At 57.0% G+C, this 15,152-nt stretch carries 15 protein-coding genes; 10 read left to right on the forward strand and 5 right to left on the reverse strand.

The window, feature by feature from the left end; translation table 11 throughout:
- Positions 1-20 precede the first annotated feature (20 nt).
- From GH722_14485 to GH722_14510, 6 genes are all read left to right on the forward strand, one after another.
- Entirely contained in the window at positions 21-734 is a 714-nt protein-coding gene (locus GH722_14485; GenBank protein MRG72973.1) for a VWA domain-containing protein, read from the forward strand.
- A gap of 3 nt (positions 735-737) precedes the next feature.
- The gene (locus tag GH722_14490) at positions 738-1,481 is read left to right on the forward strand and encodes a molecular chaperone DnaJ (GenBank protein MRG72974.1); all 744 of its coding nucleotides are present in this window, start codon (positions 738-740) and stop codon (positions 1,479-1,481) included.
- A 149-nt stretch (positions 1,482-1,630) separates the two neighbouring features.
- The gene (galU, locus tag GH722_14495) at positions 1,631-2,509 is read left to right on the forward strand and encodes a UTP--glucose-1-phosphate uridylyltransferase GalU (protein MRG72975.1); all 879 of its coding nucleotides are present in this window, start codon (positions 1,631-1,633) and stop codon (positions 2,507-2,509) included.
- 33 nt (positions 2,510-2,542) lie between these two features.
- Complete coding sequence (locus GH722_14500) at positions 2,543-3,859, forward strand: nucleotide sugar dehydrogenase (protein MRG72976.1); 1,317 nt, start codon at positions 2,543-2,545, stop codon at positions 3,857-3,859.
- A 12-nt stretch (positions 3,860-3,871) separates the two neighbouring features.
- Complete coding sequence (locus tag GH722_14505; protein ID MRG72977.1) at positions 3,872-5,245, forward strand: phosphomannomutase; 1,374 nt, start codon at positions 3,872-3,874, stop codon at positions 5,243-5,245.
- A 3-nt stretch (positions 5,246-5,248) separates the two neighbouring features.
- On the forward strand, positions 5,249-5,665 hold the full coding sequence (locus tag GH722_14510) for a hypothetical protein (protein ID MRG72978.1): 417 nt from the start codon (positions 5,249-5,251) through the stop codon (positions 5,663-5,665).
- A 35-nt stretch (positions 5,666-5,700) separates the two neighbouring features.
- Here GH722_14510 and GH722_14515 read toward each other — a convergent pair whose 3' ends face one another.
- Positions 5,701-6,894, reverse strand: coding sequence for a D-alanyl-D-alanine carboxypeptidase (locus tag GH722_14515; protein ID MRG72979.1), 1,194 nt, complete (start codon positions 6,892-6,894; stop codon positions 5,701-5,703).
- A 220-nt stretch (positions 6,895-7,114) separates the two neighbouring features.
- Between GH722_14515 and GH722_14520 the strand changes: the two genes are divergently transcribed.
- From GH722_14520 to GH722_14535, 4 genes are all read left to right on the forward strand, one after another.
- A complete protein-coding gene (locus tag GH722_14520; protein ID MRG72980.1) occupies positions 7,115-7,846 on the forward strand; it encodes a hypothetical protein in 732 nt (243 codons plus the stop codon).
- Positions 7,847-7,976: 130 nt separating this feature from the next.
- Positions 7,977-8,378 (forward strand): ATP-dependent Clp protease adapter ClpS, encoded by a 402-nt coding sequence (gene clpS / locus GH722_14525; GenBank protein MRG72981.1) that lies wholly within the window; start codon positions 7,977-7,979, stop codon positions 8,376-8,378.
- 4 nt (positions 8,379-8,382) lie between these two features.
- Positions 8,383-10,725 (forward strand): ATP-dependent Clp protease ATP-binding subunit ClpA, encoded by a 2,343-nt coding sequence (clpA, locus tag GH722_14530; protein MRG72982.1) that lies wholly within the window; start codon positions 8,383-8,385, stop codon positions 10,723-10,725.
- Positions 10,726-10,999: 274 nt separating this feature from the next.
- The gene (locus GH722_14535) at positions 11,000-12,151 is read left to right on the forward strand and encodes an MFS transporter (protein ID MRG72983.1); all 1,152 of its coding nucleotides are present in this window, start codon (positions 11,000-11,002) and stop codon (positions 12,149-12,151) included.
- A gap of 34 nt (positions 12,152-12,185) precedes the next feature.
- Here GH722_14535 and GH722_14540 read toward each other — a convergent pair whose 3' ends face one another.
- The 4 genes from GH722_14540 to GH722_14555 form a co-directional block, all read right to left on the reverse strand.
- On the reverse strand, positions 12,186-13,352 hold the full coding sequence (locus tag GH722_14540; GenBank protein MRG72984.1) for a GNAT family N-acetyltransferase: 1,167 nt from the start codon (positions 13,350-13,352) through the stop codon (positions 12,186-12,188).
- A 69-nt stretch (positions 13,353-13,421) separates the two neighbouring features.
- Positions 13,422-13,889, reverse strand: coding sequence for a RidA family protein (locus tag GH722_14545; GenBank protein MRG72985.1), 468 nt, complete (start codon positions 13,887-13,889; stop codon positions 13,422-13,424).
- A 75-nt stretch (positions 13,890-13,964) separates the two neighbouring features.
- Entirely contained in the window at positions 13,965-14,924 is a 960-nt protein-coding gene (locus GH722_14550; protein ID MRG72986.1) for a hypothetical protein, read from the reverse strand.
- A 3-nt stretch (positions 14,925-14,927) separates the two neighbouring features.
- Positions 14,928-15,152, reverse strand: a complete 225-nt coding sequence (locus GH722_14555; protein MRG72987.1) for a hypothetical protein — start codon at positions 15,150-15,152, stop codon at positions 14,928-14,930.

Here is a 15,152-nt window from a genome sequence, read left to right on the forward strand (position 1 = left end):
GCAGCCCTATGTTGGCTTTGATGGCAAAAGAACTCGATAGAAAACAGCAGGGCGGTAACAACGTCTCGGCATTCCTGAAGAAGGTGGCGCGTACACCGGCGCCGGTGAAAGCTGGAAAACGGGGGCGGCTGGTGTTTGCGCTGGATGCAACGGGCAGTCGTGAACCGACCTGGGATCAGGCGATGCATACACAGGCAGAAATGTTTACTGCTGCCCGGGATATTGGCGGGCTTGATGTGCAGCTTTGTTTCTTTCGCGGGTTCGGTGAATTCAAGGCCAGCAGCTGGGTGTCGGACCCGGATTCACTGTTGCGCAGCATGACCGGGGTGCGTTGTCTTGGCGGACGAACCCAGATTGAGCGTGTATTGCGCCACGGACTGCGATCGACAGGCGAACAAAAGGTAAATGCCATCGTATTTATTGGCGACTGTATGGAGGAGAGTATTGATACGCTCTGCCATCTGGCGGGCCAACTTGGCCTGAAAGGAACGCCATTGTTTCTGTTTCAGGAAGGGCATGACCCGATTGCGGAAACCGCTTTCCGGCAAATGGCCAAGTTGTCCGGCGGGGCCTGGTCGCGTTTTGATTCCGGCAGTGTTGATCAGTTGCGGGAATTGCTGGGCGCTGTCGCGGCCTTTGCGGCCGGTGGCCGGAAAGCCCTTGCTGATTTGTCAGGCCGGGGCGGCAAGGAGGCTGTCCGGCTGATCAGTAATCAGATGGGCGGTCGCGGCTAGAAAATGATCGCTTATCTTATTCTCGGCCTGTGCCTGCTGGTATCATTTGTGCTGCTGCTGAACTGGTACGCGAACGCCAGGCCAGCACAGATCTGGCGTACAGCAAAATGGTCACTGGCGCTGATCGGAACCATTCTGCTGCTGTTCCTGCTGATTTCAGGGCGGCTCGCCCAGGCGTTGTTCGCGCTACCGCTCTATTTACCCGTCCTGATGAGCCTGTTTCGCAGAATCGGTATGTACCGCCGTGCCGGTTCGTTGGGAGGAGGGGGAGGTCAGGCCAGTACCGGACAGACCTCTACTGTCGAGACTGACTGGCTGGCGATGGAACTGGATCATGACAGCGGTGCCATGTCGGGGCAGGTGAAGCAGGGGCGACTCGCGGGGCAATCACTGGGTGATCTGACGCTGGATGACCTCATATCGCTGATGCGTGAGATAGAGCAGGAAGACGAGGAGAGCGGAGATCTGCTGGAAGCCTATCTGGACCGGCATCATCCGGACTGGCGTGAAACGGATGATACAGATCAGAATAGTCGGCGCTCCTCAGACCGCTCCCGGGGTGCCCGGTCTGTTATGACCGAAGCTGAAGCACTTGAAATCCTTGGGCTTGCGCGGGGGGCAACCGCAGATGAAATCCGGTATGCGCATAAACAGCAGATGAAGACAGCACATCCGGACCGGGGCGGGAGCAACGAACTGGCGTCGAAAATAAATGAAGCGAAGGACTTCCTGCTCTCTGGTCTTTAGTCCGGAATGTCAATTTCTGACGGTCAGACAGTGCCCTGCTTTGGGCGTATTCTTGCGACATCGTCGGGGCTGTGGCAGAAAACGCCGCACGTTATTGCACTGCACACTGGCGCTTCTGCCAGATGCCCGATCAATATGGAGTTGAGTTGATGGTCCAGCCGGTACGCAAAGCGGTTTTTCCGGTAGGGGGTCTCGGGACCCGGTTCCTGCCCGCGACAAAGGCGATGCCGAAAGAAATGATGCCGGTCGTCGACAAGCCGCTGATTCAATATGCGGTTGAAGAGGCCGCAGAAGCCGGGATTGAGCAGTTCATTTTCGTCACGGGCCGCGGCAAGTCGGCCATCGAAGATCATTTCGATTACAGTATGGAATTGCAGGAGATACTGACAGCGCGCGGCAAGACCCGCGAGTTGGAGATCATCAATGCCTGGCTGCCGGAACCGGGATGCGTGTCCTACACGCGTCAGCGTGAGCCGCTTGGCCTTGGTCACGCCGTCTGGTGTGCCCGTGACCTTGTCGGTCGCGAACCGTTTGCGGTTCTGCTGGCCGATGACCTTATTCTGGCAAAGCCCGGATGTCTGAAGCAGATGGTTGCCGCCTACGAGGAAGTTGGCGGCAATATCGTTGCGGCGGAGGACGTTCCGCGGGAAGACACCAACAAATACGGTATTCTCGATGTTGATAGCGATGATGGCCGCCTGGCATCGGCACATGGACTGGTGGAAAAGCCTGATCCGGCTGATGCGCCCTCCACGTTGTCGATCATCGGACGCTATATCCTGCAGCCGGCGGTGTTTGATGAGCTGGAACGTCAGGAAACCGGCGCTGGCGGTGAAATTCAGCTGACCGACGCCATGGCCCGCACGATCGACCGCATTCCGTTTCACGGATTTCGCTTCAATGGTACGCGGTTCGACTGCGGCAACCGGATAGGCTTTGTCGAGGCGACGGTTGCCTTTGCCCTGGAACGCGATGACATGCGCGACCGGATGCTGTCGATGCTCAAACGAATCTCGGACGAAAACTAGCAGATCAAGATCAATCGGTAAGGATATCCTCCCATGCGTGTAGCGATGATTGGAACGGGCTATGTTGGCCTGGTGTCAGGCGCCTGTTTCTCTGAATTCGGTGTGAATGTGGTCTGTGTCGACAAGGATGCAGACAAGATTGCCGGTCTCAAGCAGGGGCGGATGCCGATTTATGAACCGGGTCTGGAAGATCTGGTTGAACGTAACGTGCAGGCGGGCCGCCTGTCGTTCACAACCGACCTCAAGGAAGCGGTTGCCGGTGCTGATTCCGTATTCATTGCGGTTGGCACACCAAGTCGCCGGGGCGATGGTCATGCAGACCTGTCATACGTCTATGCGGCGGCAGCGGAAATTGCGGAAGCGATTACGGACTATACGGTTGTCGTCACCAAGTCGACCGTGCCGGTCGGCACGGGCACAGAGGTTGAGCGGATTATCCGGGAAGCCCGCCCCGATGCAAAATTCGATGTGGTTTCAAATCCTGAATTCCTGCGGGAAGGCTCGGCCATTGAAGATTTCATGCGTCCGGACCGGGTGGTGATCGGTGCTGAAACCGAGGCGGCACAGGAGGTCATGCGCCGTCTTTACCGACCGCTGTTCCTGATCGAAACCCCCATCGTTTTCACGTCACGGACGACCTCTGAACTGATCAAATATGCGGCGAACACGTTTCTTGCGACCAAGATCACCTTCATCAATGAAGTCGCCGATCTGTGCGAGAAGGTTGGCGCGAATGTCCATGATGTGGCTCGCGGCATCGGTCTGGACGGACGTATCGGCAAGAAGTTCCTGCATCCTGGACCGGGATATGGCGGCTCCTGTTTTCCGAAAGATACGCTGGCGCTGGTGCGCACGGCGCAGGATGCCGGGGCACCGCTCCGTATCGTTGAGACGGTGGTGGACATCAATGACAAGCGCAAGAAAAGCATGGCCGGCCGTATCGTTGCTGCCTGTGACGGGTCGGTGAAAGGCAAGAAGATTGCCGTGCTGGGAGTGACCTTCAAACCGAACACGGATGATATGCGTGATTCCCCCAGCCTGGATATCATTCCGGCACTGATCGAAGCCGGTGCCACGGTCGCCGCTTACGATCCGGAAGGGATGGAGGAAGCGCGTAAGATGCTGCCGGATATCGAATGGTGTGACGATGCCTATGCGACGATGGTTGATGCCGACGCCGTGGCTCTGGTGACAGAGTGGAACCAGTTCCGGGCGCTTGATCTGGATCGGGTGAAGTCACTGCTGAAATCACCGGTGATGGTTGACCTGCGTAATGTCTACAAGCCATCAGATATGATTGAGGCTGGATTTACCTATTCCAGCATCGGGCGACCGGGCCAGGCAGGCTGATCCGTCATGGGAATGCATATCGATCCGGTTATCCTGCGCGAATATGATATTCGCGGTATTATTGGCGACAATCTGGATGCAGATGTTGCCCGGGCGCTTGGCAGTGCATTTGGTGACCGGGTACGGGCAGCAGGCGGCTCGTCTGTCGCTGTTGGGCGTGATGGTCGGCTGAGCTCTCCGGATATTGCTGCCGGTATGATTGCCGGGCTGTCAGAGGCGGGAATGACCGTCTTCGATGTCGGTATGGGACCGACGCCGATGTTGTATTTCTCGACATATGAACTCGGCGCGGATGCCGGTGTCATGGTCACCGGATCACATAATCCGCCGAATTATAACGGCCTTAAGATGATGCTGAAGGGCGGGCCGTTTTTTGCCGGGGATATTCAGACCCTCGGTGCGTCGGCACGTGACTATGTTGCCCGCCCGGCGACGGGACCGGTTGAAGAACGTCCGGTGTTTGATCGCTATGTCGAAACACTGGTAGGTGCGTACCGTGATGGCCGCCCTCTCAAGGTCGTCTGGGATGCTGGTAATGGTGTTGCAGGACCGGCAACCGAGGCGCTGGTAGCCCGGATTCCGGGAACGCATACCTGCCTGTTTACGGACGTTGACGGTACCTTTCCAAACCATCATCCCGACCCGACGGTCGAGAAGAACCTTGTCGATCTCAAGCAGGCCGTGAAACAGCAGGGAGCTGATGTCGGTATCGGCTTTGACGGGGACGGAGACCGTATCGGCGTTGTCGATTCTGAAGGCCGGGTTTTGTGGGGCGACCAGTTGATGTGTGTGCTGGCCACGGAAGTGCTGGAGACCATTCCCGGTGCGACGGTGATCGCGGATGTCAAAACCAGTCAGGTATTCTTTGACGAGGTTGCGCGCCTTGGCGGCAAGCCCCTGATGGGCCGGACCGGTCATTCGCTGATCAAGAAAATGATGAAAGAAACCGGTGCACCGCTGGCGGGTGAGATGAGCGGGCATATCTTCTTCGCAGATGAATATCACGGCTTTGACGATGCGCTATACGCTGCCGTCCGGCTGCTGCGCATTCTCGCGGCATCCGACCGCAGTCTGGCTGACATGCGGGACGATCTTCCGGCCCTGATCAATACCCCGGAAATGCGTTTCCCCTGCAACGAGTCACGCAAGTTTGCGGTCGTGGACGAGGTCCGGAACCGTGTTGCTGCGCGCGGTGAGGGGGAACTGAACGACATTGACGGTGTGCGCCTGAAGACAGCAGATGGCTGGTGGCTGCTGCGGGCGTCCAATACACAGGATGTTCTCGTTGCACGTTGTGAGTCGGAGACAGAAGCTGGCCTGGAGAAGCTCAGGGCTGCGCTGACGGCTGAACTTCAGGAAAGCGGGATTACATTGCCAGAGGCGTGAGCCATGCAGGTCTGGTTTTTCTACGGCACATTGCTGGATGATCAGGTCTTCAGAGCCGTTACAGGCCGGGACCTGACTTGTTACCGGCCCCGGCAAGCGACGGCCTTGTCTGTTGTACGGGTTTTTCTGCCCGGACAAAGCTATCCAACCCTGATCGGACGAACCGGTGCACAAACCAGCGGGCTGATCTGTCAGGGATTGCCACCATCCGTCCTTCGCAGGCTGGTTGCCTATGAAGGGTCTGATTACCAAATCCGTCTGGTTGCGGTTCGCCGGCAGGACGGGAAAAGGCTGATGGCCCGAACCTTCGTCGCTCACTGCTCACCATCACTGGCGGCGAAGGAATGGAGCCCCGAGATATGGGCAGAGCAGGGCCGTGCGCTTACCCTTAAACGGATAGCTGTTCTCGGACGGCCCTGAACAGTGTCAGGCTGTATTGGCAGGAGGGGTAGGCTTCAGCCGGAGATGTCGGCGAGATCCTTGCCTTTTGCCGGGGCAATCAGCAGACAGGATTTGTTGCGGCGTTTCAGGCTCATACAGGCCGTCTCGGCGTCGGCTTCTGACAAACCAACCAGGCGGGCGCGGAAATAGGTAGCCCCATTCACGACATGGTTCTGCACCATGATCTGCGCATCGCCAATCCGGCTTTTAAGTTTCAGATGTGCATCTTCTGCGGCGATACGTGCCGGACCATAGTTGCGGAAGGCACCGACCTGAATTCCCCATGTGTCAGCAACCTGTGAAGCGGTTGCAGGGGGGAGAAGCGGCTTCTCGATTTTCGCACGGAGAGTGCGGTCAGCCGGTGTAACACCGCCCTGATTCGCATAAACCGTTGCCCCGCCAAAGCTCCGGTCCAGCAGATCAGCCATATGTGAGTCGCGGCTGCGGGCAGACTTGCCGCCGAAGACGACACCAACAAGCCGGCGCCCGTTACGCTCAACCGAGGCGACGAGATTAAAGCCGGAAGCGTTGATATAGCCGGTCTTGATACCGTCCGTACCCTTGTAGCTGTGCAGCAGGTTGTTGTGATTGCCGTAGGTTCGTCCGCCGTAAGTGAAAGAGCGGGTGTTGAACAGTTTATAATATTCCGGGAAGTCCCGCATGATGGCGCGACCCAGCAGGGCCATGTCGCGTGCGGTGCTCAACTGGCGGCGGTTCGGCAGTCCGGAGGCGTTTCTGAACTGCGTCTTGCGCATCCCGAGACCGCGGGCGCGTTCTGTCATATCCCGGGCAAACCGGATTTCGGTGCCACTGAGGTTCTCGGCAATCACCGTTGCAGCGTCATTTGCCGATTTTGTCACCAGCGCCAGAACAGCGTCGCGAACCTTGATGGTGGAGCCGGCTTTCAGGCCGAGTTTCGACGGCGCCTGTCCGGCAGCCCGGTGCGAAACCTTGAATTCTGTATCCATGGTGATTCGTTTCTCTTCGAGTGCAGAGAACACCATGTAGAGGGTCATGATCTTGGTCAGTGAGGCGGGATAGCGGCGTGTATCAGGATTGCGGGCATAAAGGACTTTGCCGGTTTCAGCATCGACGACAATCGAAGCATAGCGGGCTTCGGCCTGTCCGAGGGTAACTGCGGATACCAGAATGACTGCCAGGCACAAGCACAACAGCCGACCGCCGGTTCGCGATAGTCCCAGTCGCATCTTTGTCCAACCCCTCGTGATTCGAACCCGTCGCCGCACCCGGTAGACCAAGTCTAACGGCCCCGACTGTCACCTGTCTATCGTGATGGCCTTAATGTGGGATTAAAATTTGCGGAAAAATGATGAATTTCAGGGCGGTTAGTCATTCATTTGACATCGTATTGTGCAATGCAGTATTTTTGTTGCATTGCAATATGCATTTGACCCTGAAGGTGAAACAATGGCTACTGAGAAAACAGTCACATCCGCCGCACCCGTGGTGAAGACCGAAACGGCAAAGCCGTCGGTAGCACCCGTCAAAACGGCTCCCGTTCAGGAACAGGCGCCCAAGGCTGAGTCCGTTGATGTCAAGGCTCCCAAGGCTGCCGAGGCAGCTCCGGTTGAGCAGAAGTCTGTCGATACGACGGCATCAGAGAAAACGGCTTCCGTGAAGTCAGTGCCGGCGAAGCCAGCCAGGGCAAAAACAAAGACGCGGGCGACCGCTAAGTCGAAACCCGCAAACACGGCAAAGCCAAAGGTGGCTAAAAAGGCAAAGGCACCGCGTTCTGTGAAACCGGCTGAAGCTAAGCCGGCCAAGCCAGCCAAGCCAGCGGCCAGCCTGTCCGTTCAGGCAAAGCAGGTGAGGGGAATGGTCTCCCCGTTCGGTACGGCAGAGGCGATTGGCGCTGAAGTCACGAATGCGACAGTTCAGCTTAACGAGACGATCAGTGATTTTGTCTCGGGTGGCATAGACCGCAGTGTTCGCCATCTTGAGGCGGTCCGGAATGTCAAAGGCCTGGATGAGCTTTGCTCAATGAACACGAAGTTTTTTGAAGCGGAGTTCGAGTCCTGGATGACAGCCAGTCTCAAGGCTTTCGGGACGGGAAGTGATCTGGTCGATCGGGTGTCCGCACCGATGGAAGAACAGGTCATGTCGGTGGCCCGGACGGTAAAGGACCGCTTCGCCGCCTGACCTGACCCTCCCGGATAGTGCTATATGAAAGGCCGCAGAGAAATCACTCTGCGGCCTTCTTCGTTTGCCACTGCCCTGCATTCTGGCAAGCTATGCATCAGGGCCTTTTCTTGAGGCCAAATCGACCAATATGGATAATGAGACATACCCGGGGATATCCCGTAACACTAAATCAGGATTCAGAATGACGACGCCACATTTTCTCGGCGAACGACTTTCCGACGACGACAACGATCAGCAGACCGGGATCGTTGTCAAAACACGGCCGAAAACGAAGAAGCCGTCGATGTACAAGGTTCTTATGCTGAATGACGACTACACTCCCATGGAGTTCGTTGTCATGGTGCTCGAGACGTTCTTTGGAAAATCCAGGGAAGAAGCGACCCGGATCATGCTGCATGTTCACCAGCGCGGTGTCGGCATATGCGGTGTGTTCACTTACGAAATCGCCGAAACAAAAGTTGCTCAGGTTATGGATGCTGCCCGTCAGCATCAGCACCCTCTGCAATGCACAATCGAAAAGGACGGATGATCCTATGCTTTCCCGGAACCTTGAGAAATCCCTCCATAATGCGCTCTCCATTGCGACTGACGCACATCACGAGCACGCGACGCTTGAGCATCTTCTGCTGGCCCTGACCGAAGATCAGGACGCGCTGTCGGTCCTGCGTGCCTGCGATGTTGATGTCGAGGAACTGCGTGGTGACCTTCAGCATTTTATCGAAGAGGAACTGAGAGATCTGGTTTCCCCCAGTCTTGCAGATCCGAAACCGACAGCGAGTTTTCAGCGCGTCGTGCAACGGGCTGCCATACATGTGCAATCCTCCGGCCGGGAAGAAGTGACCGGTGCGAACGTGCTGGTTGCCCTGTTTTCCGAGCGAGAGAGCCATGCGGTCTTTTTCCTGCAATGCCAGGATATGACCCGCCTCGATGCGACCAACTACATCTCGCACGGGATTGCCAAGGTTCCGGGCCAGTCTGAGGAGCGGCCGTTGCACGGCGCTGAGGACGAAGCCGGTCCTGATGACGGCAAGGCGAGGAAGGGTGAGGAGGCGCTGACGGAATATTGCGTCAATCTGAACGAGAAAGCGAAGAACGGGAAAATTGACCCGCTGATCGGCCGCAAGACCGAGGTCGACCGCACAATCCAGATTCTCTGCCGCCGGTCAAAGAACAACCCGCTTTATGTCGGTGACCCCGGCGTTGGCAAGACGGCGATTGCCGAAGGGCTGGCACGTCGTATCGTGAATGGTGACGTCCCGGAAGTGCTTCAGGAAGCTGTCATCTATTCGCTGGATATGGGCACATTGCTTGCGGGCACCCGCTACCGTGGGGACTTTGAAGAGCGCCTGAAGGCTGTCATGCGCGAACTGGAAGACATGCCGAATGCGGTTCTGTTCATCGATGAAATTCATACGGTGATCGGGGCAGGGGCGACATCCGGTGGATCGATGGACGCGTCCAACCTGCTCAAGCCGGCTCTGGCCAGTGGTGCGATACGTTGTATCGGGTCAACAACTTACAAAGAATACCGCAACCATTTTGAGAAGGACCGTGCGCTGGTTCGCCGGTTCCAGAAAATTGATGTCGTCGAACCTTCAATGGATGACGCAATCAAGATTCTTGCCGGGCTGAAACCTTATTACGAGGAATATCACAAGGTCCGCTACACGGCACCGGCGATCAAGGCAGCGGTGGAACTCTCGGCCCGTTACATCAATGACCGGAAGCTTCCGGACAAGGCGATTGATGTGATCGACGAGGTTGGGGCTGCCCGGATGCTGTTGCCGGAATCAAAGCGTCGCAAGACGGTGACAGTAAAGGATATTGAGGATGTGATCTCGATGATCGCCCGCATCCCGCCGAAGTCTGTTTCGACCAATGACCGGGAATCGCTGCTTAATCTTGAGCGTGATCTCAAACTGGTGGTGTTCGGCCAGGATAAGGCGATTGAGTCCCTGTCCAGCGCGATCAAGCTGGCCCGCGCCGGATTGCGGGAGCCGGAGAAGCCGATCGGCAGCTATCTGTTCTCTGGCCCCACCGGTGTCGGCAAGACAGAGGTTGCACGTCAGCTGGCCCTGACGCTTGGTGTCGAACTGAAACGGTTCGACATGTCCGAATATATGGAACGCCATTCGGTCTCACGGCTGATCGGTGCCCCGCCGGGCTATGTCGGGTTCGATCAGGGCGGTCTGCTGACCGATGCCGTGGATCAGCACCCGCATTGTGTGCTGTTGCTTGATGAGATCGAGAAAGCTCATCCGGATCTGTTCAATGTCCTGTTGCAGGTTATGGATCATGGCAAGCTGACCGATCATAACGGCAAGTCCGTCGACTTCCGGAATGTCATCCTGATCATGACCACCAATGCCGGGGCCGCCGAGATGGCAAAGCCGGCTATCGGGTTCGCCCGCGAGGAGCGGACAGGTGAAGATGATGATGCGATCAACCGGATGTTCACCCCGGAATTCCGCAACCGTCTTGATGCGGTTATTCCGTTTGGTGCCCTGCCGGTCGAGGTTGTCCGCAAGGTCGTCGACAAGTTTGTCATGCAACTTGAAGCACAGCTGGGTGAACGCGGTGTCATGATTGAACTGACACCGAAAGCACGCGACTGGCTGGCGAAGCGCGGATATGACAAGAGCTTCGGGGCCCGTCCGCTTGGCCGGGTTATTCAGGAAAATATCAAGCGCCCGCTGGCCGAAGAGTTGTTGTTTGGCAAGCTGGCGGATGGCGGTGTCATCCGGGTGAAGGTGAAGGAAGACAAACTGGTCTTCGAATTTCCTGAGCCGAAAGCTGGTAGGGCAAAAACAAAACCAGAATCGAAGCGCCGGCGCGGCAGCAAGGGCGCTGAGGATGAACTGGAAACTGTGAAGTAGAAATCATGTGACAGATGGCGTCCCGCCAGGTGTGACAGGGTGAGACTTGGCGGGACGCCGTGCTTCATATGGGGTATCAGATATCCCGGTTTGTCGCATGGCAGTGATCATCAGATTAGTCTGTTGAAACTGCGGGGGACTGGTTAGAGTCCCGGTCTGGATATTCTTCCCCGGAATCTGACCACTGATATCTTCATCATCTGAAATAGCGCCGCCGGAACGGCTTTGGCAGCGCAACTTCATCGCCTTTATTGCCCAGCGGGCCACCAACACGATGGCTGTCCATATGCAGACCGTTGCGGTCGGCTGGATGGTCTATGACCTGACCCGTGACCCGTTTGATCTCGGTCTGGTTGGGCTGGCGCAGTTTGCTCCGGCCTTTGTCCTGTTTCTGGCAACAGGTGTCGTTGCGGACAGGTATAACCGCCGGAATATCATTGCCGTGTGCAGCGTTTTGCAGATGCTGACCTCCATCGCAATGTTCTGCCTTGCGATGTTCGGTGAAGGTGTCGTCTGGCCGATTTTCCTGTTGCTGGTTCTGATCGGCTCTGCCCGTGCCTTTTATTTCCCGACATCGCAGGCGCTGCTGACGAATGTCGTGCCCCGACGCCTGTTTCCCAATGCCGTCGGCTATAACAGCTCCTTCAACAAGGCGTCCCAGATTGGCGGGCCTGTTCTGTCTGGCATTCTGATCGCATCAATCGGCTACTGGGTCTTCCTGGTGGTCGTGATCTTCTTTGGGATATCGGTGGTCGCGGCAACTTTTATCCGGGTCGAGGGACGCGGGGAAACGCGGCGGGCCAGCAAGGTCAATCTGGAAATGGTCCTCGGCGGGTTTGCCTATGTCTGGCAGAACAAGGTGATCCTCGGTGCGATTTCGATGGATCTGTTCGCGGTGCTGTTCGGGGGCGTCATGGGCATGCTGCCGGTTTTTGCCAGTGATATTCTGCATGTTGGTGCTGACGGACTTGGCCTGATGCGGGCAATGCCCGGCGTCGGTGCCCTGACAATGGGAATTCTGTTGTCGCAAATACCGGCACCTGGCCGAATGGGGCCGCTGCTGTTCGGCACACTGGGGATTTTCGGTTTGTCGATTCTGGTTTTCAGCCTGTCCACGATATTCTGGCTATCGCTGGCCGCCCTTGCCGTCTATGGCGCGGCGGACATGGTCAGCATCTATATCCGCTCCTCACTGGTGCAGCTTGCGACACCGGATGAGATGCGTGGTCGTGTCGGGGCAGTGAATGCGGTTTTCATCAATGCATCGAACGAGCTTGGTGATTTCCGGGCCGGGGGGATGTCTTATTTCATCGGAGTGGTTCCGGCCATTGCCATCGGCGGTGCTGTTACGCTGGGGGTGACGGCGGCCTGGTGGTGGCTGTTCCCGGACTTACGCAAGGTTGACCGGATGACACATGAAGACTGAAGCAGGCTGCGTATCTCGCAGCTGTGTTTCTGCGTCAGTTCTCCTGCCGGAAGGGTGAGTATTCCGCTTCCAGCTGGGTCATCTCATGTTCAACCTGATAGGCTTCTCGCTGAACGAAATCAGCGATGGCGCTTTCCAGCCGGGGATCGGCAATCCAGTGGGCGGAATAGGTTTTCCGGGGCAGGTAGCCACGCTGAATTTTGTGGTGTCCCTGCGCACCGGCCTCGACCCATTTCAGGCCATGTTCAATGGCGAAGTCGATGGCTCGGTAATAGCAGCATTCGAAATGCAGGAACCGGAAATCACCGAGGCAGCCCCAGTTGCGGCCGAACAGCGTGTCTGAGCCGATGAGATTGAGTGCACCGGCAACGGGTGTCCCATCCATTTCGGCATAAATCAGGGCTGCACGATCCGGCAGGCGTTCACCCAGAATATGGAAAAAATCGCGGTTCAGATAATCCTGTGACCATTTCTTGTCGATGGTCGCCAGATAGAATTTGTAGAAAGCATCCCAGTGATGCGGCTTCAGGTCATCACCGGTCAGTGTCCGTATTGTGAGATCATGGCGCTCGGCATCCCGGCGTTCCCGGCGGATGGATTTGCGTTTGCGTGACGACAGGTCGGCAAGGAAATCGTCAAAGCACTGATAACCCCGGTTTTCCCAGTGAAACTGCTGACCAACCCGTTGCAGCAGACCGAACTTTCCAAACTGTTCCCATTCGTCGTGCGTCGGAAAAGTGATGTGCAGAGAGGAGAGTTTAAGCTCCTGTGCGACCTGTATCATGCCGGCAATCAGCAGGCGCTGCATTTGCGGACGGTCGGCACCGTCCCTGATCAGCAGACGGGGACCGGTTGCCGGTGTGAAAGGTACGGCGCATTGCAGTTTCGGATAGTAATTGATCCCGGCGCGCCGGGCGGCGTCAGCCCAGCCCCAGTCGAAGATATATTCGCCGTAACTGTGGCCTTTCACATAGAGTGGCGCGCAGGCATCAAGCTTTCCGTCTGTGCCGCGCACAGCCAGATGGTAGGGCATCCAGCCCTGTTCGGCAGTCGCACATCCACTGTCTTCCAGTGCGGAGAGGAAGGCATGGCTGAGGAACGGATTTCCGGCACCGGCACAGGCATCCCACTCAGTCGCATCAATGCTGTCGAGATCATTGATGATTTCAACGGAAAGGGCTTCGTCTGAGGAGTCCGGCATCGTTCAGGTTATCTCACTGCTCATGGACGGGATATGGGGTCTGTCCCGCCCATGATAAGTGGATATCTGTCAGGCGATTTCAAAAATGCCTTCAACTTCGGTTGTCACGTTGAGCGGCAGGCAGGGTGCGCCGACGGCAAAGCGGCAATGAGCGCCCTTGTCGCCGAACACTTCGGCCATCAGGTCGGAGGCACCGTTGATGACTTTCGGATGATCTGAGAAGTCGGCACTGCAGGCAACAAAGCCGCCAAGCTTGACGACCCGTTTGATACGGTCGAGGTCGCCGCCACAGGCAGCCCGTGCCTGTGCAATCAGGTTCAGTCCGCAGAGACGGGCAGAGGCAATGGCCTGATCGGTCTCGCAGTCCACACCGACCTTGCCGGTATATTGAATCTTGCCATCAAGAACCGGAATCTGACCGGAAACAAAGATCAGATTGCCGCTTACGACGTAAGGTACGTAATTCGCTGCCGGCGCTGCCGCAGCGGGAAGGGTAATACCGAGTTCGGCAAGACGGGCATCAATGGAACCAGACATCGTTCACTCTCCTGATGGATAATACTTCCGGGATCATGCGCACGCAGGCTCAGGATGCAAGGCAGGAGAGGCGGCTCAGATCGCGACAGCAGCCGGTGAAATATCGTTCAGGCTGAAATCACCGGCGCCGATTGTCGGGAAGGCGGGGCCAAGTACATCCCGCCATTCCAGACAGGCCATATCAATGGCCGCATTCTCCATATGACGTTCAGCCAGTACGGCCCGCCAGTAGGCCGCTTCTGCCCAGGCATGCCAGGCATCACCGATATGAATGCGTTTGTCATTACCGGGAGCCTGGAAATCCCCCGGTGTCTGGTGGCGCGACCAGGCAAAGAACTCAGCCAGCATCCGGCCGGTTTTGCGAGCCGGTGTGAAGCTTTCCGACCAGGAAGAGATAAACTCACGGGCCAGAAGCTCGATGGCAAATCCGGCGATAGGGGCATCAGATACATTTCGCCAGCTTTTCAGCAGCAGGATGATCTCCGATAATTTACCGTGGCTCAGCCGGTCGAGTACCCGGATCGATGCCTGTTCGGCCAGCGGATTGGTGAACACCCAGTTTCCGCCATTCGACGAATCCGCCAGTTCATATCCGCCATCCGCATGTTCGAACCCCGGCCGAATAACAATATCTGCATCACCGCAGACCACCGTAATCCGGTCAAGTCCGGACCGGACATAGCCGGAGGACAGATTGAGTACCAGCTGGTCGCGCATCTCGCTGATCAGCCGTGATTGCGGATTGCCCGTATTCTGAAACCGGTATTTGTCTGCTGTTGGCAACAGGTAAACCAGATCTACTTCCAGATCCGAGGCAAGGGCAGTTCCCTTGCCAAAAGCGCCGACAACCAGATGGTCGCCGCGAAAAATCGGGGCACATCCGGGCCAGTAGCTGCGCCGCAGGGGCTGTATCACTTCATCAACAGTTTTCAGAAGTTCATGAAACCGGTCCGGCTCGGGGCGTAATGCCTTGGCGAAACTTTCAAAGCAATTCTGGAACTGCACATGTGCGGGAAGATCGGGAGACAGGGTCATGCTCTACCAGTCCCGGTCGCTGACCTGAATACCGCTTTCGATATGAACCCGTTCGGAACTGGTACTGTGCGAGCGGCGTCCCGGTGTTTCATAGACACGGGTTTCCGGGCGGGTTGCCTCGTATTCCCCGACGCTGACGCCGGAAATGCCGACGCGGACATTGGTGTCGCGCAACAGTGAGTCACTGACGCCAATTGTTCCGGGTACGCCGATTCTGACATTTGCCAC

It is taken from the genome of Alphaproteobacteria bacterium HT1-32 (assembly GCA_009649675.1).
Classification (GTDB): domain Bacteria; phylum Pseudomonadota; class Alphaproteobacteria; order Rhodospirillales; family HT1-32; genus HT1-32.